This is a genomic window from Kitasatospora sp. NPDC094028 (assembly GCF_049543595.1).
Lineage (GTDB): Bacteria > Actinomycetota > Actinomycetes > Streptomycetales > Streptomycetaceae > Kitasatospora.
This window is the reverse complement of the sequence record NZ_JBMVFA010000010.1, coordinates 165,974-187,741: the sequence shown is the minus strand read 5'-3', so window position 1 is coordinate 187,741 and position 21,768 is coordinate 165,974. Positions and strand designations below refer to the sequence as shown.

The 21,768-nt window shown below is 70.4% G+C and carries 28 protein-coding genes and 1 pseudogene; 2 read left to right on the top strand and 27 right to left on the bottom strand.

Features of this window, described 5'->3' with window-relative positions; translation table 11 throughout:
• The first annotated feature begins 230 nt into the window (after positions 1–230).
• Positions 231–536 (top strand): hypothetical protein, encoded by a 306-nt coding sequence (locus tag ACPC54_RS18015; RefSeq protein ID WP_498965786.1) that lies wholly within the window; start codon positions 231–233, stop codon positions 534–536.
• A complete protein-coding gene (locus ACPC54_RS18010) occupies positions 533–754 on the top strand; it encodes a hypothetical protein (protein ID WP_498965785.1) in 222 nt (73 codons plus the stop codon). The genes ACPC54_RS18015 and ACPC54_RS18010 overlap by 4 nt, the downstream gene beginning before the upstream one ends.
• A 50-nt stretch (positions 755–804) precedes the next feature.
• Here the strand turns inward: ACPC54_RS18010 and ACPC54_RS18005 are convergent, their stop codons facing one another.
• The 27 genes and pseudogenes from ACPC54_RS18005 to ACPC54_RS17875 form a co-directional block, all read right to left on the bottom strand.
• A complete protein-coding gene (locus tag ACPC54_RS18005) occupies positions 805–1,110 on the bottom strand; it encodes a hypothetical protein (protein WP_498965783.1) in 306 nt (101 codons plus the stop codon).
• Complete coding sequence (locus ACPC54_RS18000) at positions 1,107–1,385, bottom strand: hypothetical protein (RefSeq protein WP_498965782.1); 279 nt, start codon at positions 1,383–1,385, stop codon at positions 1,107–1,109. Before ACPC54_RS18000 ends, ACPC54_RS18005 begins: the two co-directional genes overlap by 4 nt.
• 2 nt (positions 1,386–1,387) lie before the next feature.
• Positions 1,388–2,257 carry a hypothetical protein gene (locus tag ACPC54_RS17995; protein ID WP_498965781.1) on the bottom strand — a complete coding sequence of 290 codons (870 nt, stop codon included), beginning with the start codon at positions 2,255–2,257 and terminating at the stop codon, positions 1,388–1,390.
• Positions 2,254–2,646: a hypothetical protein gene (locus ACPC54_RS17990; RefSeq protein ID WP_498965780.1), complete on the bottom strand. Its 393-nt coding sequence runs from the start codon at positions 2,644–2,646 to the stop codon at positions 2,254–2,256. Before ACPC54_RS17990 ends, ACPC54_RS17995 begins: the two co-directional genes overlap by 4 nt.
• Positions 2,639–3,169: a hypothetical protein gene (locus ACPC54_RS17985; protein ID WP_498965779.1), complete on the bottom strand. Its 531-nt coding sequence runs from the start codon at positions 3,167–3,169 to the stop codon at positions 2,639–2,641. The genes ACPC54_RS17990 and ACPC54_RS17985 overlap by 8 nt, the downstream gene beginning before the upstream one ends.
• 15 nt (positions 3,170–3,184) lie before the next feature.
• Positions 3,185–6,013 carry a hypothetical protein gene (locus tag ACPC54_RS17980; RefSeq protein WP_498965777.1) on the bottom strand — a complete coding sequence of 943 codons (2,829 nt, stop codon included), beginning with the start codon at positions 6,011–6,013 and terminating at the stop codon, positions 3,185–3,187.
• Positions 6,014–6,024: 11 nt separating this feature from the next.
• Positions 6,025–8,847, bottom strand: a complete 2,823-nt coding sequence (locus tag ACPC54_RS17975) for a phage tail tape measure protein (RefSeq protein ID WP_498965775.1) — start codon at positions 8,845–8,847, stop codon at positions 6,025–6,027.
• A 32-nt stretch (positions 8,848–8,879) separates the two neighbouring features.
• A complete protein-coding gene (locus ACPC54_RS17970) occupies positions 8,880–9,365 on the bottom strand; it encodes a hypothetical protein (RefSeq protein ID WP_498965774.1) in 486 nt (161 codons plus the stop codon).
• Positions 9,355–9,540 carry a hypothetical protein gene (locus ACPC54_RS17965; protein WP_498965773.1) on the bottom strand — a complete coding sequence of 62 codons (186 nt, stop codon included), beginning with the start codon at positions 9,538–9,540 and terminating at the stop codon, positions 9,355–9,357. The genes ACPC54_RS17970 and ACPC54_RS17965 overlap by 11 nt, the downstream gene beginning before the upstream one ends.
• A gap of 17 nt (positions 9,541–9,557) precedes the next feature.
• The gene (locus ACPC54_RS17960) at positions 9,558–10,016 is read right to left on the bottom strand and encodes a hypothetical protein (protein ID WP_498965772.1); all 459 of its coding nucleotides are present in this window, start codon (positions 10,014–10,016) and stop codon (positions 9,558–9,560) included.
• Complete coding sequence (locus ACPC54_RS17955; RefSeq protein WP_498965771.1) at positions 10,013–10,978, bottom strand: phage tail tube protein; 966 nt, start codon at positions 10,976–10,978, stop codon at positions 10,013–10,015. Before ACPC54_RS17955 ends, ACPC54_RS17960 begins: the two co-directional genes overlap by 4 nt.
• Entirely contained in the window at positions 10,978–11,208 is a 231-nt protein-coding gene (locus tag ACPC54_RS17950; RefSeq protein ID WP_498965770.1) for a hypothetical protein, read from the bottom strand. The genes ACPC54_RS17955 and ACPC54_RS17950 overlap by 1 nt, the downstream gene beginning before the upstream one ends.
• A gap of 9 nt (positions 11,209–11,217) precedes the next feature.
• A complete protein-coding gene (locus ACPC54_RS17945) occupies positions 11,218–11,712 on the bottom strand; it encodes a hypothetical protein (RefSeq protein WP_498965769.1) in 495 nt (164 codons plus the stop codon).
• A complete protein-coding gene (locus ACPC54_RS17940) occupies positions 11,712–12,317 on the bottom strand; it encodes a hypothetical protein (RefSeq protein WP_498965768.1) in 606 nt (201 codons plus the stop codon). Before ACPC54_RS17940 ends, ACPC54_RS17945 begins: the two co-directional genes overlap by 1 nt.
• 12 nt (positions 12,318–12,329) lie before the next feature.
• On the bottom strand, positions 12,330–12,899 hold the full coding sequence (locus ACPC54_RS17935; protein WP_498965767.1) for a hypothetical protein: 570 nt from the start codon (positions 12,897–12,899) through the stop codon (positions 12,330–12,332).
• Between the two features lies 1 nt (position 12,900).
• The gene (locus tag ACPC54_RS17930) at positions 12,901–13,227 is read right to left on the bottom strand and encodes a hypothetical protein (RefSeq protein ID WP_498965766.1); all 327 of its coding nucleotides are present in this window, start codon (positions 13,225–13,227) and stop codon (positions 12,901–12,903) included.
• 67 nt (positions 13,228–13,294) lie between these two features.
• Positions 13,295–14,731, bottom strand: coding sequence for a phage major capsid protein (locus ACPC54_RS17925; protein ID WP_498965765.1), 1,437 nt, complete (start codon positions 14,729–14,731; stop codon positions 13,295–13,297).
• Between the two features lie 133 nt (positions 14,732–14,864).
• Positions 14,865–15,563 (bottom strand): HK97 family phage prohead protease, encoded by a 699-nt coding sequence (locus tag ACPC54_RS17920; protein ID WP_498965764.1) that lies wholly within the window; start codon positions 15,561–15,563, stop codon positions 14,865–14,867.
• A 3-nt stretch (positions 15,564–15,566) separates the two neighbouring features.
• Entirely contained in the window at positions 15,567–16,781 is a 1,215-nt protein-coding gene (locus ACPC54_RS17915) for a phage portal protein (protein ID WP_498965763.1), read from the bottom strand.
• Positions 16,778–16,927 carry a hypothetical protein gene (locus ACPC54_RS17910; protein ID WP_498965762.1) on the bottom strand — a complete coding sequence of 50 codons (150 nt, stop codon included), beginning with the start codon at positions 16,925–16,927 and terminating at the stop codon, positions 16,778–16,780. The genes ACPC54_RS17915 and ACPC54_RS17910 overlap by 4 nt, the downstream gene beginning before the upstream one ends.
• A gap of 9 nt (positions 16,928–16,936) precedes the next feature.
• On the bottom strand, positions 16,937–18,589 hold the full coding sequence (locus ACPC54_RS17905) for a terminase large subunit domain-containing protein (protein ID WP_498965761.1): 1,653 nt from the start codon (positions 18,587–18,589) through the stop codon (positions 16,937–16,939).
• Positions 18,576–19,067: a phage terminase small subunit P27 family gene (locus tag ACPC54_RS17900; protein ID WP_498965760.1), complete on the bottom strand. Its 492-nt coding sequence runs from the start codon at positions 19,065–19,067 to the stop codon at positions 18,576–18,578. Before ACPC54_RS17900 ends, ACPC54_RS17905 begins: the two co-directional genes overlap by 14 nt.
• A gap of 163 nt (positions 19,068–19,230) precedes the next feature.
• Positions 19,231–19,422: an HNH endonuclease gene (locus ACPC54_RS17895; protein ID WP_498965759.1), complete on the bottom strand. Its 192-nt coding sequence runs from the start codon at positions 19,420–19,422 to the stop codon at positions 19,231–19,233.
• 302 nt (positions 19,423–19,724) lie between these two features.
• A pseudogene (locus tag ACPC54_RS17890) lies at positions 19,725–20,024 on the bottom strand (DUF1003 domain-containing protein); the annotation flags it as partial.
• Between the two features lie 103 nt (positions 20,025–20,127).
• Positions 20,128–20,322 (bottom strand): helix-turn-helix domain-containing protein, encoded by a 195-nt coding sequence (locus tag ACPC54_RS17885; protein WP_498965758.1) that lies wholly within the window; start codon positions 20,320–20,322, stop codon positions 20,128–20,130.
• 123 nt (positions 20,323–20,445) lie between these two features.
• Positions 20,446–21,114: an NUDIX domain-containing protein gene (locus tag ACPC54_RS17880; protein WP_498965757.1), complete on the bottom strand. Its 669-nt coding sequence runs from the start codon at positions 21,112–21,114 to the stop codon at positions 20,446–20,448.
• Positions 21,115–21,155: 41 nt separating this feature from the next.
• The gene (locus ACPC54_RS17875; protein WP_498965756.1) at positions 21,156–21,761 is read right to left on the bottom strand and encodes a hypothetical protein; all 606 of its coding nucleotides are present in this window, start codon (positions 21,759–21,761) and stop codon (positions 21,156–21,158) included.
• Positions 21,762–21,768: the final 7 nt, after the last annotated feature.

Genomic DNA, 21,768 nt, shown 5'->3' with positions numbered 1-21,768 from the left:
TCGTCCAGCAAACACTGTTGTTGCGATCCATCAGCAGCCCCAAGGGCTGCCGCCACGTCTTGCCGGGTTGCCCGGGTTCGACGTCCCAGACTCTGCCACGCGCCACTGACAAGTCGCAAGCGGCGTGGCCCGGTTCGCTCGAATGGGGGAATGTCGGCGGACCTCTTGCCAACTTTGCCGCACGTGCGGCAAAGTTGGGGATGTCGCACCAGCCACCTACGGAGGACACCATGACCACCCAGGTCTACAGCCACACCGGCGGACGCGCACTCGCCACCTACCCCCTCCTCGTCGAGGTCCAGGACCTCACCGGACTCGACCGCCACGCCGCCCACGACCTCATCCACGCGACCCTCACCCAGCTCGTCAACGAGGACGGAGAGGAGAGCGTCGTCGTCGACCAGCACTCGGACCGCCCCGAGCTCATCGGCAACAACCCCCGAGACCTCGACATCAACAGCTGGACCGTCATCACCGACGATGCCGCCGAGTTCGTCCGTGCCGTCGCCGCCGAGTACGAGCACGAGGACCAGTGACCGCCGAGCTCTGGACTATCGACCAGGTCGCCGACTACCTCGGTGCCGCCTCCGCCTCCTCTGCCCGCCGCACCCTCTCTCGCTGGGGCGTCACCGCCACGGACTACGTGCCGCACCCCGCCAGCGGCCGCCCCCAGGCCCGCTACCTGGCCGACGCAGTCCGCGCCGCCAAGGCCGGCCGCCCCGGACAGGGACGCCGCACCGACCTCAACCGCTGAAGGGACCGCGACGCCCCCGCCCGGCCGAAGCCGAGCGGGGGCATGGTGGTTCAGCGGGGCTGCTCGTGCAGGTCGGTCAGCTTGGTCTCGATCCTGTTCACCGCATCCCGCAGCGACAGCCCCGAGTTCGGGTGCAGCTCGTGCTTGATGTCGGCCACGACCGTCTCCAGGTCGCCCACCCGCTGCATCATCCCCGGTCTCTCCGGAACGCCCGGCCGGGCCGCAGTCCCCTGCCAGTCCTCGGCGAACTGATCCATGGTGCGGGTGAGCCGTCGAGCCCAGCGACCCACCCACGCCAGCGCGGCCGCCACTGCCGAGCCCACCGCCGACCAGGCGACCAGGGTGTCGACACTCACTGGCCGCTCCCGGCCGGCGGCACGAGCGGCGCCGGCGCGGTCGGGTCCGGCAGCGAGGCCTTCGGCGGCGCCATCTGCAGCCAGCTGAAGAGCCGACCGTTGACGGCGGGGAGCGCCATCACGCGGGTCACGGAGGCGGCCACCGCGAGAACGGTCCCCAGCCCCGGCAGCGCGCTCGGGACGCCCGCAGTCTGGACGAGCAGGGGCAGGCCCGCCGCGATGCCGAGCACGAGGGCGACGACGGTGCGGATCATGCGGCGCGTCGAGTCGGACATGGTCAGGCCCCCTTCGCCGGGCTGGTGACGGTCAGCTGCAGGCCACCCGCGAGCGCCTGCTCCACCGCAGCCCGGATCTCGTCCTGGGTGGTCTGGGGCAGCGCGCGGATCGCCTGACCGAGAGGGCCGACGACCCACTTCAGCGGGTGGTCGCCCGGGTCGGCCGGCGTCGGGCTGAGCGACTGCAGCAGCCAGTACAGGGTGTCGTGCGTCTGGTAGCTCTTGAACGCGTCCAGCTCGGCGCGCACGCCGGCCCGGATCTCGTCGATGGTGGGCATGTCGTCCTCCTGGGCGGGCGCCGTGGACGGCGCGGGGGTGGTGGGGGTCTGGTCCGGTCCGGGCCAGGTGTACGAAGCGACGGCCGGGCCGCCGCGAGGGTCGTTCGGATCGGCAGTCGGCGGGCACCCGTCCGGGAAGCGGGGCGCGAAGTAGCCGACCACGCGGGCGGATTGCCTCGGGGTGGTGTGCGACCAGACGCCGTTGCCCTGGCCGGCATCCGTCGACCCGGCCTGGACGCTGTTGCCGCCCTTGGTGTACACGTTCGTCTCGTCGAAGCCGACGACCAGCTCGGTGTGCTGGCCGCCGCCGAAGTTCACCCAGCTGCCGACGCTGGGGTACTCGGACCACTGGCCGTTCTGCTGGGCCCAGGAGGTGAAGGAGCTGACGTTGTCCGTCTTCGGCACGATGCCGTCGAGGCCGACGTCGGCGAACATGCACCAGTCCCAGATGACGCACCAGCTGACGCCGTTCTCGCCGTACTCGGCGCCGAACTGGGTGACGTTGTCCCAGCCAGCCGAGGCGTTCCAGTGCTCGTACACGCCCTCGGGCACGGCCATGACGTGGTCGAGCAGGGTCTTCCACTGCGGGGTCATCGGGGCTCCTGCTCGGTGGGGGCCCACCCGGCGGGGAGGGCGTAGAGGTCGGGCTGCGGGGGCACGGTCTGGGGCGCCGGGGTGAGGTCGCACGCGCAGTCGGGGGCGGCGCAGTCGGCTTGGTGGAGGTGGGCGGCGGCGTTGAGGCCGATGGCGTGGCCGGCGCAGGTGCGGACGGCGACGGTGGTGTCGTCGATGGCGGGCATCGGCCCGAACTGCGGGGTCGGCCAGTCTGGGTCGGCATGCGCGAGGATCTGGTCGCGGCGCGCCTGCTCGGCGCCGAGGACGGCGGCGAACTCGGCCTCGGTGGGGTGCCGCTGCCACTGCACGACGGGCGCGTCGAGGCAGCCCAGGAAGTCGCACTGCGGTGCGAAGGGCGTGTCAGGCATGCATCCACCACACCTTCATGGCCGAGCACTGGCCGCCGCCGGTGGCGGTGGCCAGTGCTCCCCCGCTGTTCTGATAGCCGCCGAGTTCCACATAATCACCGACTGCCATCTGTACGAGGCCGCACACGACGGCGCTGCCGTAGTAGGCGCTGGGGGCGATGGCGGCGAAGGTACCGTTCACGCCGACGCCGTTCTTGTTGATGATCGCGGAGCGGAAGCCGGCCGAGTTGTTGTTGAACAGGGCGGCGCCGTACACCCAGTACCAGCCGGGCTGTTGGGCGGTGTACCGGGAGTTGTTGACGGTGTTGGAGTGGCCGCCGTAGGTGTCGACGGTGGTGCTGTCGAACGCAATGGGGGCGATGGTGACGTTGGCGACGGACTGAGAGGTGGTCTGGTAGAGGTCGGCCATCGGCCGGCCGAGGAGGAACGTGGTGGCGTTGTAGACGCCCGCGTTCCACAGGGCGGCGGTGATGTAGCCGCCGGGCACCACGCTCGCGGGCGTGGGGACGGCGAGTCCGGTCACATGGGCCCCCTTTCGTCAGTAGGAGAAGGCGGCGGAGTCGAAGCGGGCGCTGGTGTCCCAGGTGGTCGGGTCGGTGATGCCGGCCGGCAGCGGCTCGCACACCGTGTCGCCCGCGGCGTGCGCCTTCGTCGTGGCAGCGGCGAGGGTGAGGACGGCGGTGGTCCAGCCCGCTGTGGTGGCGCCCACAGACTGGACGGTTACCGTCTCCTGGTTCGCGGCGCCGAGGCCGAGTACGAGCTGCTGGCCGCCGCCGATCTGGGCGGCGGCCGGGTTGGCGGTGTCGGCGCCGGCGTTGATGGTCACCGTGGTGGCGCCTGCGGCCGGGATGGTGTTGAGGGTGGTGTGGAACGACGCGAACAGGCCGTACGGGGTGGTGTCGACCGGGGAGAGCTGGAGCACCCAGCGGGCCGTGTCCTTGGCCATGTCGGTCTGGATGTTCTCGACGAAGCACGGCAGCGAGATCAGCGAGCCGTCCGCGCGGCGCCGGTTGACCGTGACGCGCATGCCGAGCTCCAGGCTCAGGCAGACGGGCCACAGCGCCGGGTTGGCGGCAGGGTTGAGGGTGATGGCGGTGACGCGCACTGCGGGCTGCCGGTAGCGGGACAGCAGGTAGTTCGCGGCGTCCTGCACCTCCAGCGCGGACTGCGAGTTGATGGTGCGCGAGGAAGTCCGTGGGAAGTACTGGCCGATGCTGGTGCTGTCCTTGGCGGTGAACGTCTGGCCGCCGGACTGGGTGGTGGAGACGATGTTGGCGACGCGGGTGAGGTCGTAGTCGAACCCAACACCTGGCTCGTACGGGTACTCGCCGGGGCCGTCGCCGAACGTGTAGACCGAGGCCCCGGCGTTGTAGCGGTCGGAGCGGGCCTTGAAGACCACGTTGCCGGCGCGGTCGATGTAGTGGTTGCCGCCCTCGGTGGTGACGATGTCCTGGAGCACCTGCAGGGCGGTTCCGGCGGACGCGGGGCCCATAGCGGTGGTGCGCCCGGTCTGGATCGCCTTGCCTCCCTGGTAGCCGGCCCAGTACAGGACGCGGTTGTAGCGGGTGTCGGTGGATTCCCCGGCGAGGGCTGACCGCCACGCGTTGTACATCGTGGTGATGGCCGGTGAGTCGATGCTCGCAGCGAAGGAGGGGGCGAACTCGGCGGCGAAGGCGAGGTCCCCGCCCCATGCGTAGTAGGCGGTGTTGCCCTGGCGGGGGTCCACGTAGCCGCCGATGACGTCGGAGATCAGGCCGGTGGGGCCGGCAGTGGACGGCGCGCCGAAGAAGGCGGTTGGCGCGCCGTCCACGGACAGGACGACGTAGCCGGAGCTCGCGGAGTACCCGAAGACGGCCAGATGCCAGTTGCCGTCCGCCACGTTGACGGCGGGGGTGGTGGTGAAGGTGCCGGCGTTGGTGGTGGGGCTGGCGAGTGTGAACTTCAGGACCCCGGTGGGGTCGAGGTAGAGGGTGGTGTGGCTGTTCGCGGCCGGGTCGGTGCGGCCGTCCTGGCAGACCCAGATGTTGGCGGCCTGGGTGATTGTGCCGCCGGTCCACCGGAACGCGATCATGCGCACCCATTCCGATGGGTTCGCTGGCCCGGTGACCCCTCCCTGGGACAGGGAGAGGTAGGTGAGTCCGCCGAGGAAGTTGCTGCCGGGGTACTGGCCGGTGATCGTGCACGCGGTGCCGTGGGCGCCGGTGTAGGCGCCGCCGGGACTGGCAGAGGTGACCTGGGTGCCGAAGGCGAAGGCGGCCGCGCCGCCTCGGCTGTTGGTGACGATGGCGGGTGGGCACTGACCGGTGGAGTCCGAGGCGACGGTCGAGCCCTGCGGGTCGCTGAGGGCGTACAGGAAGCGCAGGCCGCGGGCGGTGATCTCCTGGCTGAGCGCGTCCTGGAGGGTGAGCTGGGAGAGGGCCGCGAAAGCGTCGGTTGCCACGGGGCTGACCAGGGCGTACTTGGGGTCGGTCCAGGACTGCGGCCACCTCTCGATGAAGCCGCCGTAAAGGGGATACCAGACGCCGGGCTGGACCCAGGCGGAGGCGCTGGCGCCCTTCTCCAGCTGCCACTCGTCGGCCTGGACGGTGACGGTGGCTGCGGGGACTGCGGCCACGGCGGCGCCTACCGTGATGGCTTGCGCGCCGGCGGGCAGAGCGGCGGTGCAGGTGATCTGGGTCCATGGGGCGGTGGCCGAGCCGGTCAAGGTGGCGGTCGTGCCGTATGCGTAGGCGGTCGGCGATGCGCCGGGGGTGAGGTGCCAGCCGATGTGGGCCTTGACCTGCACGGTGGTGCCCGGGGTGGTGTTGCGCACGCGCATCTGCACGGTGTACGTGGCACCGGCCTCGCCTGCGGGCTCCGCCGTGTGGAAGACGCGCTGTCCCACGGTGGCGCCGCCGGTGACGGTGAACTGCAGGACGCGGGAGCCTCGGTAGGCGGTGGCGTCCGTGACCACCGAGGCGGTGCCGGTCTCGCTGTACACCTGGGCGGCTGTGCTGTCGAGCGTTCCCAGGGGCCAGCCGCCGACGTCGCCGCCGGTGGCCTGCCCCTGGCTGAGGCGGTTGATCGTCGGCGGCCACTGGGCCCGGCGCCGGACCGGGACCATCGGCCGGACCAGCCCGGCGAACGGCGAGCTGGTGTTGGTGGGGTCAAAGACGCCGTCCGTGTTGTCGAGGCTGAACCGCAGCTCGCCGGATCGGACCTGGTCGAGCTCGTACTGCCGGCCACGGTTCTGGGAGACGGTGCCGCGCACGCGGCTGGTGATCTCCGACCAGCGGTTGGGGGAGATGAGACCGCCGTAGGGCTGCCAGTACGGGCCCCACGCCTCCTCCACCAGCGGCCAGTTGGGGTTGGGGGCGGGGGTGGTCATGGGGCCTCCTGTCAGCGGTTGTAGGGCTGGTAGGTGCCGACGTTGCGGGCGCCGTCGCGCAGGTTCTCCTGCCGGACGAGGTCGCGCAGGTCCCGTTCGGCCAGGACGCTGCCCTGGACGGTGATGTGGGTGGTGTGCTGCACGATCTGACCGCCCCCGGCCGCCGCCGCGGGGAGGGAGACGGCGGCCGGCACCTGGGCCGCGGTGAGGGCGCCCGCATCGACCGCGGCCCCCGACAAGGCGGTGACAGCGGCGAGGGCGGTGCTGGCGTTGGCCTTGACGCCGGCCGCGATGCCCGCGGGGATCCAGTGGCCGACCTGCTGGGCGAACTCCCGCGAGGGCGAGGAGATGCCCAAGAAGCTTTTGGCGGCGTTCAGGGCATCGTGCGCGAGGTTCTTGACCTGGTCCTTGAGCCAGTTCCAGCCCTGCTTGATACCTCGGCCGATGCCGTTGATGATCTCCTCTCCGACGTGGACGAATTCGGAGGCCTTCTCCTTGGCCGCGTCCCAGGCGTCCGCGATGCCATTCTTGACGGTGGTGGCGATCTCGTGGAGTTTCGTCTTCATCGCGCGCCACGCGTCTTCGACGGGGCTGACGATGGCCGAGTGGACGGAGTGCCACCCTTCCGTGGCCGAGTCGATGATGCTCTGCCACACGGAGGCCAGCCACGTCGTTGCCGCGTTCCAGACGCTCACGAGCCAGTCCCACGCCGCCATGATCGGATCGATGATCCGCTGCTGGACGCCCTCCCAGGCCGTCTTGGCGTCGGCGGCGATCGCCGTCCACACAGAGGACAGCCACGCCATGGTTGCGTTCCAGACGCTCACCAGCCACTGCCAGGTGCTGATCACGGGCTGGATGATCCACTGCTGGATGAGCGCCCATGTGGTCTTCGCGTCCGTGACCAGCGAGTTCCAGGCGCCGGCCAGGAAGTCGGCGATGGCGTGCCACGCGGTCATCACTGCGCCGATGATCTGCTCGTGGAAGTGGTTCCAGATCGCGACGAACAGCGCGACGACCGGGAAGAAGATGACGAACAGCAGGGGCCACCACTTCGCGAAGAAGTCGTGGATGGCGTCCCAGACGGCCACGGTGGTGTCGTGGACCCAGTGCCACGCATCGACGATCGGGTCGGCCACGGCGTGCCAGGCCGACGTGAAGAACTCCGCGGTGGCGTCCCAGGCATCGACGGCGCCGTCGTGGATCGCGTTCCAGGCGTCGACGACGGGGTCGGCCACGCTGTGCCAGGCGGACGCGAACCAGGCCGCGGTGGCGTCCCAGGCCTCTTGAACGTGGCGCCGGACCCAGTGCCACGCGGCGCCGGTCTCGTCCTCGAGCCAGTGCCATGCGCCGACGACGACGTCCGCGACCGCGCGCCCGGCACTGCTGATCCAGTCCCACACGGCCCGCCAGTGCATGCCGACGTAGACGAGTGCCGCGGCGAGGGCGAGGATCCCGACGATGATCCACACCACCGGGTTGGCCAGCGCCGCCGCCGTGAAGGACCACATGGCCACGGCGGCCGCGACCAGGGCGACGACGAGGACGCCGCCGATCACGATCGCGAGGGCCTTGGCGGCCCACTCGTGCTGGGTGAGCCAGCGGGCGCCGTCCGCGACGACGACGGCGATCCGCTCGGCGACAGGCAGCAGGTACTGGCCGATCTGGATCGCCAGCGCCCCGGCGCTCGCCTTGGCGCTGTCCAGCTTCTGGTTGAAGTTGTGCTGGACGTCGACCCAGCCCTCGATCTCGTGGCCGCCCGTTTTGACGTGCTCGTTGATCGTGGCGACGTTCTGCTTGAACGTGTCCATGTGCGGGCCCGTCAACTGCAGCGCGGCCATCATCGACTTGGTGCCACCGACCATTGTCGCGAGCGCGCCGATGTAGGTCTGCTGCTCGGGCGACAGGTTCGCCAACACCTTCTGGTAGTCGGTGGTGTTGGCGGATGCCTTGCGCAGGTGGTCGATGAGGACGGTCCCGGCCGGCCCCATCTTCTTCTCGATGGCGTCGGTCAGCATCTCCAAGGTGCTGGCCAGGCCGTTCTTGCCGAGGTTCTGCCCGACGTCGACCGCGGACAGCCCGAGGCTCTTCATCTCCATCGCGGCCTTGCCGCTGGGATTGCTCAACGCGCCGATGGTCTGGCGCAGGTAGGTCGCGGCGACGTCCGCGGTGGTGCCCTGCGCGGTCATCGTCGCCATCGCGCCCAGGACCTCGTTCAGGCCGACGTGGGCGGCGGACGCGGTGGGCAGGATCTTGCTCATGGAGCCCGCGAGGGCTTCCATGTTCGTTTTGCCGCTCGCTTCCGTCGCCACCAGGGCGTTGGTGACCTCGGCGGCATGCTCGGCGCCCAGGCCGTAGGCGTTGAGGCCGGTCGTCACCGCGTCCGCGACCGTGCTCAGTTCGGCGGCGCCGACCTTCGCGCCCATCGCGCTGTTCTTCAGCACCTCCAGGGCGGCGGAGCCGTGGTAGCCGGCCGACTCGACTTGGTACAGGCCCGCAGTCAGGTGCTCGGTGGACTGGCCGACCTCGCCCGCCATGGCCAGCACGCCGTCCGAGACCATCTTCATGTTCTCGGCGGCCTCGCCGGCGCCCGTGCGCACCCTCGTCATTTGGAACTGGAAGTCGCCGGCCGCCTCAAGGGCGTGCTTGCCGGCTTCGAACGCCGCCAGCCCCAGCCCAGCCATCGCAGCTTTGCCGAGCATCCCAGTCTTCGTGAAGGCGCCCGCGCCCGCGGCGTCGGCCTCGGCCAGGGCAGCCTTCGTGTCCGCGATGGCGGTCTTGACGCCCTTGCTGGAGCCGATGAACTCGATGAAGACGGGAGGCAGCCCGGCCACGACACCCCCCGCTCTTCACTTGTCCTGACTCGTCACAAATCCTTGGTGGCTCGGCCCCACGCCGCGGCCCAGATCGCGCCCATCTTCGGCTGGGCCTTGTCCACGCCCGGTTTGAAGTACGGGTAGTCGGCTTCGAGTTGGCCCTTGTAGAGGTTCTGGGGGCCGCCTCGGCCGCCGGCGAAGACGACGCCGTTGAAGCCGCCGCCGGGCAGCGGTCGCGGCTTCCTGTTGGCCTTGATCGACTTCGACAGGGCGCCCGTCAGCCGGCCCGGTCCGCCGGACTTGGTGACGACGTGCGGGGTGAGGTTGAGTCTCACCGTGTCGCCGGTCCTGCTGGACCTGCCGCGGTGGTCCCAGCGCGGGCGCCCGCGCAGCTGCCCCTTGATGGACTGCCGCGCCAGACCCTGGCAGGCCTTCAGCGCCTTGAGGGTGGCGAGGTCGATGTTGGCGTCCATCCTCAAGAGCGCGCCCTGGGCCTCCTTCACGCCGCGGACGACAGCACGCATCTCACCCGGCATCGGCAGCCCTCCTCTCCAGCGTCTCCCTGGCCTTGGCGGCGACGTCGTCGACCGCGATGAGCCAGTCCAGGGCCAGCGCTGATTCATCATCGAGCTGAGACGGCAAGCAGTGCAGCAGGGTGCACAGGCGCCACGTGCGGTACTCCTCGGCCGGGAAGTCGGTGACGCCCCTCATCCCCTCCAGGGCGTTCCTCAGGCGCTGGAGGGCACGGTAGGGGACGTCGGGTCCGGGCTGGGCTCGCGCAGGTTCGGGTTGAGGGCACCCTGGTAGGGGGCGACAGCGGCACGCAGGGCGTCCAACGCCTGACCCGGGAGGTCGAGCAGCCCGTCGACCGTGATCGGCACGGCGTCGAAGGACCAGCCGCGGACGGCCGCGACGACGAGAAGGTCCTGGATGGCCTCCAGGTCGTCGAAGGCCGAGCCCATGCCGGCCGCGACGCGCAGCTGCTCGTCGGGGGTCAGGGACGCCGGGTCCTTGCCGGAGCTCTGCATCTCGGCGACGGCCGCCGCGAAGTCGGCGTGGCCGAGGAGCTGCGTGGACAGCTTGCGGATCGGGCGCCGGTGCCGTTCGGTGATGTCGGCGACCGGCCGCAGGTCCGCCCAGCCGCCGGGGAGCGGGATGCGGTTGGCGGTGGTGATGTCGATGCTCACTTGTACGTCCCGGAGGTGATGGCGTTCTGGATGGTCATCTTGATGGGGCTGTAGCCGCCGGAGCCGCCGACGTCGGTGGTGTTGGCGAGGCCCTCGTAGTTCACGGACAGCTCGATGTAGTCCTTGCCGCGGCTGATCTCGGCGGAGCTGTAGGCGACCTTGGACATGTGGAGCTTGACCTGCACCGCCGTGGCGCCGGCGCCCTGCGCGAAGTTGAAGTCGAGCGACGGCTTCGCGTTGGTCAGGTAGTTGGTCAGCTGGGAGTCGTCCTCCATGACCAACGTCATCTTGCCGCCGACCGTGACCGGGCCGGCCCACAGGGCGACAGGGGCCTGGGTGCCGTCCGCCGTGTGGATCGGCGTGACGGGCCGCTTGATGGTGCACTCGCCGTCGATCAGCGTGGTCACCGAGGTGCCGCCGATGGTGACGGCGCCCTGCCACGCGGGCATTGGTGTGACCGCCGTGTAGGACGGGGTGGGCGCGGTCGTCGTCACGCTGGCCAGCGTCACGGCCTTCGCCGAGTACTCCAGCAGGCCGTCGCCGTTGAACTTCAGGCCGAGCTCGCTGAACTTGGTGCCCGCGAACTGCCGCGTGGAGATGGCGTAGTAGTCGCTGAGCGTGTAGGACGGTGGCTGGGCGGTGCCGGTGTTGAGGACGGCGAGGGCGTGGGTGAACGGGGCGCTGGCGCCGGTAGTAGCAAGGTCGCCGAGGACGCCGGTGGCGATCCAGCCAAGCGTGTCGGGGAAGACGTCGCCGCCGAACTCGTACTCGGCCCAGATCGGGCCGGAGATCTCGTCGTAGATCTCGACCATGGAGCCGCGCAGGCCCTTGTCGGGCAGGAGGGACAGCTTCTCCTTGGGCTTCATGTCCTTGACCGCGAGGAACGCGGTCGCGGCCACGGGCGTCCCGAACACGGATTCCTTGGCGATGCCGAGGAATGAGCGGGCGGACGGCTGGGGCATCACTCACCTCCGGTGGTGTCGTGCGGCGCCGGGGCCGACTCTTCGATCGGCGCTGTCGCGGGTGCGGGTTCCACGGCGATCTGGGACGTCCAGGAGCCGGTGTCGACGGCGGGGGCCCACCGGCCGTCGCCGGGGTCGGCATCGAGGTCGTACGACGTGCCGGGCGCCGGGGTGAGGGCGAGCGAGGGGTAGTAGCGGTCCCCTTCGCCCTGGTAGATGAAGCGGGGCAATGGGGCCTCCTAGATGCGCTGGTTGCACTCGACGGTGAGGGTGCCGGTGGCGACCCAAGTGGAGTGGTCGTCGGCCCAGACGGTCTCCAGGTCGGAGCGGGTGGGCTTCGTCCACAGGGCGTTGCCGCCGAGGGTGGGATCGGTGCGGACGACGGCGACGACCTGGTCGATCAGGGCGGCGGTGCGTTCGAACGCAGACTGCGAGTCGTCGGTCGCGCGGGCGCACTCGATGGTGATCTCGATGGTGTAGTGCTCGATCAGCCAGCCCGCGCCGCCGGAGCCGACCATGGACGAGACGTCGATGCGCCGATCGACTTTGCCGACGACGACGATGTCCTCGGGCTGGTAGGTGCCCGGAGCGTCCAGGCACACGAGCAGGCTGGCGTTCGCGTCGCCGTACGATCCCTGGCCACTGACGGCCCCGGAGTCCGGCGTGAGTGAGGCGACCAGGGCCTTGAACAGCCACAGGCGTGCGGCGGGGACCGACGAGGAGGGAATGGTCATCACGCCACCCCCGGCGCCCGGCGGAACGGCGCCCACAACTCCAGCACTCGGGCCGGCAGCGCGAATCCCATCGGGACGGCGGCGCCGTCACCGTCGAACGAGCCGGTCGCCCCGAACTTCGGCCGGCCGCCCTGCTGGGTCTGCTGCCACAGGTGCCGGACCAGTTCGAGGGCGCCGAGGAACACCGTGGGCGCCACGACGCCGGGGCCGGCCGTGTAGACGACACGGACGTTCTTCAGCCCACGGGGAAACGGGACATCCTGGCCGACTGCGCGCCGTGTGATGGTGCCGCGGGCGAGGTCGACGGTGTACCCGTAGGAGTCCATGCCCCCGCCGCCGAGAGGCTGTTCGGTGAGGTTCCAGGTGGAGGAGGCGACGAACTCCGTGACCGAGGTGACGGAGGCGACGGGCTGCCAATCCAGGGAGATCACCGGCCGGCCGCCGTCGTACCACTCCGTGTGCAGCTCGGCCGTGACCGGCCCGCACACGTAGCGGGCCTGGTCGTCGGCGGCAGAGATGAAGCGGCCCAGCTCCGTATCCTGCCGGGTGTCGCTGGACGGGATGTTGAGGTGCAGCTTCACCGAGGCGAGGTCGACGATGCTCACCGGGCCTCCTCGCTACGTGGCGACGACCCGGGGGACGAACGCCGAGATGGACGGGGTGGCGATCGTGGCGGGCGCGACGCCGGCCAGGGCCGAGCCGGACACGGTGGTCAGCGTCTTGTCGCCGCTGGTCATGCCGGTGACGGCGCCGGTCAGCGTCGCCAGTCCGACCAGCGACGGTGCGGTCGTGGCCTTCACCATGACGGCGGCGTAGTAGATGCCGGTCTGGGTGATCTGCACCGGCGCCGCGAGCGGGAGCGTCTTGGAGGTGGTCGCCGCCCATGCGCCCGCACCCTGGTCGGCGCTCTGGCCCAGCAGGTTCGGGGTGGCGGCGGTGTCGTAGAGGGCGAACCACCAGTTGGTGGGGACGCCGGCGGCGGTGGCGCCGGAGGCGAACGTCAGGTTGGTGACGACGTCGCCCGCGCAGAGGGGCAGCGCTGTGGCCAGCATGATGCCGCTGGTCATGATCGCGCCGTCATTGATGACGAGCTGGCGGGCGATGTTCTCCCGGAACGTCCCCGCCGGCTGGCCCGCGATCAGCCAGTTCGGATTCTTCGGGGCATACTTCCCGTTGACGAGAGGCATCTCACTCGCCACCCTTCGCCGTCTCCGGGGCCGCAGGCGCGGCGGCGGTCTGCTTGGCGCCGCGCTTGGCCGGTGCCGGGAGCGCCAGTTCAGCGAGGCCGGCGCGCAGGAGCCGGGCGGCCTCGGCGCGGTCGGCGGCCGGGAAGTGCTGGCCGCGGTCGGCGAGGTCGGCAGCTTCGTCCTCCAGGCGCTCGATCTCGGCGTCGATCTCGCCGGTAACGCGGCCGATCGCGGCGACGACCTGCGCGGTGCGGTTGCTGTCGCCGCTCTGGGTGTGAACGGTGTGTTCGTTGCGCAGGCCGCGCAGTTCGGCGATCCGGTCGTGCATGGGGTGTCCTCCGTGGGGAGGGCCCGCCGCCCTGGAGTAGGGGGCGGCGGGCCGGTCAGGGGTCGGATCAGAAACTGGTCGGCGCGATCACACCGGTACCGGAGATGACGGAGATCTGCTCCGGCCTGCGGTTTGGCATGAACGCGGCGTAGTTGTAGACCTGCAGGCGCACCTGCAGCGTGCCGGACAGGATCTCCGGCAGCACCCGCGTGCGCATCGCGCCCTCCCACAGGTACATGTCGCTCGTGCGGGCGGCGATGATGCGCTCCTCGTTCGTGCCGCCGCCGAGGTTGCCGGGAATGTTGCCGTCCGCCAGCAACGGGAAGTTCAGGATCCGGCCGACCGGGCCCTCGACCGTGTCGCCGCCGGTCTGCAGCGCAAGCGGGTTCCACGGCGCCGAGGTGTCCGGAAGGATGAGCGGACGGTTCTGGCCGTCGAGCTGGGAGGCCATCCAGAACCATCGGGACGGGGTGAGGAACACCGCGGTCGGCATCATCTTGCGGTTCTTCGCCGACTGAGAGATCGCCTGCATGAGCGGCCCGTACAACTTGCCGAGCGTCGGCGACCCATCGGTGTAGGTGATCGCGTTGATGCCGCTCACGTTGAGGATGCCCAGGAGCTGACCGGACACGCCAGAACCGGAGATGACCTGGGTGTCCAGGCGCATGTTGTAGTCGGCGTGGAGGTCGTGGAACACGATCTCGTCGAAGCTGGCCGGGGACTGGTCGAGGAGCTGGATGGCGATGTCCTGCTGGCCGGCGATCGTGCGCACGGGCGCGGACACGAACGTGTCGGTCAGGTCCTGGGACGTCACCGCAGCGGCGTCGGCGGTCTGCACGCCGGTCAGGGTCCCGGTGGCGACCTTGGGCACGTTGATGCTGTCGGTGCCGGCCGGGAGTGTCATGTTCCGCACCGAATTGGCGATGGTGCGGCCGAACCTGGGCAGGTCGATGTACTCGTCGATCAGCCACATGGGCGGCACGAAGTACCCGCCCTGGCCGTCCGTTCGGTTGGGGTTGACGCGGCGCTCGAACGTGGAGCCCGGGTCGACGCCGCGCAGTTCCTGCTCGGCGCGGGCGGCACGCTGGCGCTCGCGCTTGGGCATCTCGACGTCGAGCTCGGTGCGGTGGCGGGCGAGACGGTCGCGGGCCGCGTTCACGCCGCCGTCGCCGTCGCCCTGGCCGAGCTGGGCCCGCATCAGGTCGAGGAAGTAGGAGTGCCCGTTACCGCGCTGGTAGGTCTTCGGCTCGGAGGTGACGGTGACGCCGGTCGGCGCGTACCGCTTGGCGCGCTCGGCGGCCTGCTCGTCGCGCTGCAGCTGCTCGTCCAGCTCGGCGATGCGCTCGTCGATCTGACGCACCTCGGCCTCCTTGGCGTCGAAGCGCGTGCGCTCGTCGTCGTTGAGGTCGCGGGTCTCGGCGGTGGGCTTCTCCAGGATCTGGCCGAGCTCGGTCTTGAGCGCGGCACGCCGGGTCTGGAGAGCCGTGATGAACTCACGGGACATGAGGGGTCCTTCGGTTGGTGGCGTGGGTGGTGGCGTGCCTGCGGCTCGGGTGGTGGTCCGGGTGGCGGCCAGGTGCACAGGGTGCGGCGTGGCCGCCGGCGCGGCTCCGGCGCGGTCGGCAGGCGGGAAGAGGTCAGAGGGAGAGCAGGCGCAGGCGGGCCTGGTCGAGGCCGAGCAGGGTCGGCGCCGACTCCTCGGGCGTGGAGGTGAACTCGGCGGCCAGGCGCTCGAAGACGGTTCGGCGCTCGTCGGCGGAGAGGCGTTCGAGCTGCTGGCCGACCTCGCGGGCGTTCAGCTGGGCGCCGGCCGTGTTCGGGTTCGCGCCGTAGTTGACGACGCTCACGTCGCCCTTGTTGAGGCTGACCTCGAGGATGTCCCGCTGGTCGAAGTCGGGGCTCCACTGCTGGCGGGTGACCCAGAACCCGAACGACATCTCGTCGACGTCGCCGCGCTCCATCGCGGAGCGCAGGGCCTGGACGTGAGGGCTGGCCGGGTCAAGGTCGGCCTCGGTGTAGAGGCCGGTGTCGTCCTCGGACAGCCGGAGCGTGCCGCTCTTCGTCCGGGCCAGGGTGAGGCCACCGTGGTTCACGAGGAACGGCACGTCCGCACCCTCGCTGAGGGTCTTCTTGAAGGCGCCGGCGCGGACGACCTCGGTGTAGGAGCCGAGCCAGTCCTCCATCTCGTAGCCCTGCTCGGTCACGCTGGCGTAGCCGGTGAAGGTCAGCGTCTCACCGCTGGCGCCGGAGGGCTTGGACCGCAACTCGACGCCCTGGAACGGCGTGGAGCGGCGCTGGACGGTGGTGGGCCGTGCGGCCCGTGCGGACAGGTCCACGGCTCACTCTCCGGGCATGGGGACAGGGGGTTCGGCTCCGGCACCACTGTGGGCGGAGTTCAGCGGCGCGAAAGGGTCGTCGCCGCCGTCGACCGGCGCCAGGTTCTCCTTGGCGCGGGCCTCGTTGATCGTCAAGACGCCGCTGGTGCGGGCCTGCGTGTAGGCGGCGTACCGGCCGGCGGTGTCGGTGCGCTGCAGCGCAGTCGTGTCGAGCTTCGCCGTGCTGCCACGAGGGAGCATGGCGGACCAGGCGTCCTCAATGAGGCCGATCCACGGCTCAAGGGTGAACGTCAGGAAGCTCAGACCCTGCTGCTCGATTCCCGTTCCCCAACTGGTCGTTCGGTCGACCTGGCCGAGCATGTGCGGAGGCACCCCGTACAGCATGGCGATGTCCAGCGTGGCTGCGGCGCGGGTGCCAAGGAACTGAGCGTCGTCCGGGGTGACGCTGATGCTCTGCCACTTCGCGCCGCCGGACAGCACGCCGATCGCGTGCGCGTTGGACAGGCCGCTGTGGCTGGCCTCGAACGCCTCCTTCATCCCCCGGGCCGACTGCTTGTCGAGGTTCGCGTCGACCGTGATCACGCCGGACAGGTGGGCGCCCTGGGAGAAGAACTTGCCGCCGAACTGCTCGGCAGCCAGGCCGAGCCCGATGGCGTTCCGGGCGTAGGCGATCGGCGACATCGCGGTCGGCTCACCAGGCAGGCACATGCCCATCAGGTGCACCATGTCGCTTGCCGGGACCGGCTGTCGGTCAACCTGGTAGACGCGTGCGCCGTCGTCGCCCCAGTCGACCTTCACCCGGTCCGGGTGTACCACGGCGAGCCGGTTCGGCCGGTACAGCCAATCCCTGGAGACCACCGTCGCATAGGCGTTGCCGCGCACGCCGAGGCTGACCGCGAGCTGCTGGAACCCGGATCGGCGACTCAGGAACCGCAGGTCGTTGGAGCCCCCGAACGGGTCGCCGACGATTGTCGGCTGGTCCGGAACCGGCTCGGTGACGGCGCCACGCTGGCGCATTGCCGTCATCGGGAGGCCCGACACCGCGGTGGAGAGGATGCGCACGCACGCCCACACCGCGGACAGCTGCATCGCCGTCTGGTCCGACACCGGCACCCCGGCCGACGACAAGCCGGCCAGCGACCAGCCGTTGGTCGGGATGCTGGAGTCGCCCCACTGCTGGACGACGCGGCGCTCAGCCGCACGACGGAGGAGACTCACCGGTCCATCACCCACCCGACCAGCAGCAGCACGGCACCCGCGACCGCGAGGCCGAGCACCGGGTGAAGCCACCACGCCGCAGCGTCCAGGCATGCCAGGCCTGCGAGGTCGACCAGATCGGAGATGAGACGTCGGCGCGGACGCATGCACACCTCCTACAGGTCGGCCCAGTTCCAGAACTGGGGAACAGGCTCGGGCTCGGGCGTCTGACAGGCGCGGTCGAGCGCGATGATTGCGGAGACGGCGAGGTCGATCTTTCGGGGGCTGCCCTTGGCGTCCTTGAAGATCATCAGGCCGCGTGTGGTCGCCTTCACCACCGCGTTGCCGACGTGCCGGGCCAGGGCCGGGCTGCCGGAGTGGGTGAAGCGCTGGTTCATGACGCCTTCGAAGAACCGCGCGGTGGCCGGGACCATGCGGGCCGGAGATTGCGGGAATTCGACGATCGGCAGGCCCCCGGCCTCCAGCACCTCGTACGTCCGGGCCCAGCGTGCCGGGTCGGCGACGATCTCCCGTACCGCCCAGAGCTTGCAGGCATCCCGGATCGCCTGCTCGACCTCCAGGATCGGCACCGTCCAGTCGGGGCCGGCGTCCGCCGGGCGCTCCCACAGTCGCACCACGTCGACGTGCGGAAGCCGAAGGCCCGCGTTCAGCTCGGCGAACTGGCGCTGCTTCTCGTCGTCTTCCAGGTCGGCGTGCTCCGGGGCGTCCGGGTCGAAGACCAGCGCCTCCGGCACGCGCACGACCGTGAGCGCGGTGCAGTCGTTGTTGTAGGAGCCGTCTAGGCCGAGGGTTACCTCGGCGCCGGCCGGGATGGTGAGGTCCGGGCGGGCGCAGGTCTCCCAGGCGCCGTCCGGCAGCCACGCCTTGGCCGACGTCACCCAGACGTTGAGGCGCTTCGTCTTGAAGTCCGCCTCCGGGGTCTTGCGGAGGGCGGCGAGCATCTTCTCCTCGTCGAGGAAGTCGCCCATCGCCGGGTTGGCGCCCGCCCACACCTTCGGGTCCTTGTAGTCGAAGCCTCGGACGCGCTCGTTGGTCTCGTAGATCCGGGCGCCGTACCGCGGGTCCTCGGCCTCGCCCTTCATCAGGCGCTTGGCGTACTGGTACTGCGCGTAGCACACCGAGTCCTCGCCAGAGGAGTCCGTGCGCACGCCGAAGGTCGAGATCGCGACAAGCAGGGGCTGCTGGCGGGTGTCCGACCCCTGGTTCATGACGTTCCAGAGCTCCCAGTTCGGCTGAGCGTGCAGCTCGTCGAACAAGGTCCTCGACGGGTTCAGGCCTTCCTTGGTGAACGCCTCCGAGGAGAGCGCCCGGTACACGGAGCCGGTCGCCGGATACTCGATGGCGTCCCGGTAGACCTTGAGCAGGCCGCCCTGCTTGGAGTCCAGCTCTGGGGACATCTCGACGGCCTGCCGGACCTCCCGGAAGATGATCTTCGCCTGTTCCTTGTCCGCGGCGCACGAGTACACCTCGGCGCCGGGCTCGTCGAAGAGGCCATCGATCGCAAGTCCGGCGCCCAGCAGGGACTTGGAGTTCTTGCGGGGCACCAGCAGCAGGTACGTCCAGTACTGTCGGCGCCCGCGCTCGTCCAGGCGCAGGATGTCGCAGATGGTGTCGGCCTGCCACGCGCGCAGCTTGACCTGCTCGCCCCGCTGCGGGCCCTTCGTCAGCCGCAGGTACGAGCCGATCAGCTCGCACGCGAAGATGCCGTCCGTGTTCTCCTCGGTCCAGCGCGATGCCGCCGGGTCCCACAGCTGCGGGCCGCGCGGCAGCACCTTCGGGAACCGGGGAGGAGCCTTACGGCTGGCCACTGGCGCGCGTCTGGCGTCGGGCGAGCATCTGCTCCAGGGCCGATTCCTTCTTCACCTCGGCCACCCCCAGGCGCGTGCGGTCCGTGGGGGTCAGGCCCAGCACGGACAGGAGCTTCGCGATCTCCGTCTCCAGCGTCGACAGCATCCCGACCAGCGGATTCGCGTAGGCGTAGCCCTTGTCCGTGAACAGGACCGGGTCCGACGTCTCCAGTCGGGCCATGAAGTCCTGGCGGCGGTCGAACTTCTCGCACAGCATCACCAGCGTGGGCCGGTCGGTCTCCGCCAGCCACTGGCATCGGTCGGTGACGAGTGTCCACACCGCGCGGCCGGCCGGGCCCAGTTGCTCGGGTGCATGGTCCTCGACCGGGGGCAGCGCGACGACGTTCGAGGCGTCCGGCAGCGGCCGCTTGCCCGGGTTGCCAGTTCGCCGCTTACGTTCCGTGGGCGTAGGGGGTCGTCCTGCGGGCAAGATCGCCACCCCCTCGGCCGGTTCGAGACCCCCCGGGGTCGAATTTCGCGGTCGTGTGTGGGGGCTGGGGGGCCGGGTCCGAAGAAGATCTTGGTTTTTACTTTTGACCCGCCCCGGTTACGGCCGAGTAGCCTGGAAAGTATTCACCCACTGTGACGACGGCCTGTGCTGGCTACTGGTCGCCCTTGCGGCCGTTGCAGGAGCGGCACAGGACTCGGACGTTCTCTGCAGTACTGCTGCCACCACGGGCCAGGGGCACGACGTGGTCCGCGGTGAGGTCGGTGCTCTGGTGGGCCGGCGCATTCCAGCCTGGGCACCAGTTGCCGTAGACGGTCTGGTGCTGGGTGACTGCTGCTCGAGCCACGCGCTGCCAGTCGGCACCGTAGCCGCGTTGGGTGGCGCTGCCTCTGAGCTGGTTCTGCCGTGTCTGCCATGCGGCTTGGTGCTGGTCGCAACGGGATGCGTTGCGGGTGAGCTTGCCGCAGTCGAGGCATGGGCGTTGGCGTCTGCGCACGGTTCCTTGCCTCGCTCTGGCCGTCGCGGGTTGGCAGTAGGACTTTGCTCTGACCGTTGGGGAGTTGGCGGCTGGGCTGCCCCCTGCGTTGCCCCTCCCCCTGACGTTGACCCCCCGGGTCAGTCAGCGGTGGGCGCGTCGACGCCGAGGTGGGCGGCGATGCCACGGACGAGGCCGAGTGTCTCGGTGTCGGTGACGAGGTCCTGTTCGGCGCGTTCGCGGTCGCTCTCGGCCTGTCGGTTCTGTGCGAGCAGGATCAGCGGCGCCGCGTAGGAGGCTTGGAGCGACAGGACCAGGGTCAGGAAGATGAAGGGGTAGGGGTCGAAGTGCATGCTCTCCGGCAGGAGGGTGTTCCAGACGACCCAGATGATGATCACCACGGTCATCCAGGCGATGAACCGTCCGGTGCCGAGGAAGCGGGCGATGCGCTCCGATCTCTGGCCGAGGGTTTCGTCGGGCATGGTCACCTCCTTGTGGGCGGCGGCACGGGCCGCTTATGTGACACGGCACTGTCCGGACACTGCATCAGCACTTCCGTGCCGCCGCTGCTCTGGGTTACGCCGCGATGGTGCGGCCGGCGCGCTCGCGGGTGACGGCCTCGGCCCTGGCGACGTCGAGTTGCCGGTAGAGGGGTCGGCCGCGTTCGTCCAGGCCGGCGGGCTGCAGGATGCCGCGGTGTCGCCAGCTGCGGATGGTGGTGGGGGAGACGCGGCAGAGGGTGGCGGCTTCGGGTCCGGTGAGTAGGTCCACGGTGGCCTCCCTCGGAAACGGCGAAGGGCCCGACCGGAGTCGGGTCCTTCGCTACGTGGACGCACCTGTGGTGCTGACATCAGCGTTGCACACGGTGCTGATCTTGCGCAAGCGGCGTTGTGTTCAGCACCTGGCGAGGTGGTCGAGGGCGCGCTGCAGCAGGGGGCGGTGCGCGGCGTAGAGGGTGCGTCCGGCGGCGGTGATCGCCATCTCGAGCTGATCCAGGTCGCCGAACGGGTACCAGTCGGCGTCGAGGGCGTCGTCGGCCCCGGTAGCGGCCACCGTGGCGGGCAGTCGGTACAGCGCGCTGGTGGAGGCCACCCACGCGTGGTCGCTCTGCCGCCAGTCGTTGACGATGTCGCGGCCCAGGATCACCGGCTGGTGGCCCGCCAAATCCACGCCAGTCTCCTCCTTGAGTTCACGCACCAGGGCGGCCGGGGCGGTCTCCCCCGCGTCGACCATGCCCCCGGGAATGGCCACCTGGCGAATGTCGTCCCGGGTGATCAGCAGGACCCTGCGCTCGGCCCCGGCGCCGGCGACCACGATCGGGTCCGCCGCGGCGTTCTCGCCCCAGCGGCCCAGGTTGCGACCGACGTGTCCGGTGCGACCGAGGGGGTGCATCGGCCACCCGCGCTCATCGAGCTGGTAGGGCACGAGCGCGGCGGCCTGGCGCTCCGGCCAGTCGTGCACGTCGGCCGGCGTGGGCGCCGCTTCGGCCCAGGCGGGCACGCGGACGGCCAGCGCCTCCGGCTGCAGCTCGGGCGGCGTGATGTCAGTAGGGGTGTAGCTCATGGTGGATCTCCTGGTCTCGCGGTGGGGTCGGAAACAGATGCTCAGGCCGCGCGGGTTGCCTTGCAGACCTGTGTGATGCGGCTGGGGTCGCGGCCGTCGATCTGGGCGACGAGGTCGCGTGGGACGCCCCCGGCGCGGAGTCGGCGGACGAGTTGGTCGCGTTCGGCTTCGGCGTTGCGGCCGGCGGTGGCGCGGTCGACGGCCCGGGCGAGCCAGGTGAGCGCGCTCACCCCGAGGGGGCTGTCGTCGTCGGGGATGGGCTTCCAGTCGGCGAGCAGGCCGATTGCCGTGGCGATGTGGTGGGTGGCGTCGTCGGGGTTGCGTTGTGCGAGGAGGCGGTAGCCGAGGCTGACGTGGGTGGGTCCGGGCTGCGGGGTGATCAGGCTCACCAGGGTGCGGGTGCCGGTGGGGAGGACGCTCACGGTGGCGGTGGCGTAGGTGGTGTGGCCGGGGCGCCGGTGGTCGGGTTGGTCGCTGAGCTGGGCGGTGACGGTGGTGGTGTCGTCGTGGTGGTGCTGGATGGCCCAGATGGTGGCGGTGCCGTGGATGGTCCAGGGGCCGGCGGCGCCGTGGATGCGGGCGGTGTAGACGCCGCCGATGGTGAGGGGGCTCATTGTGGTGGTCTCCGGGTGGGTGAGGGCGCTCACGGTGGTG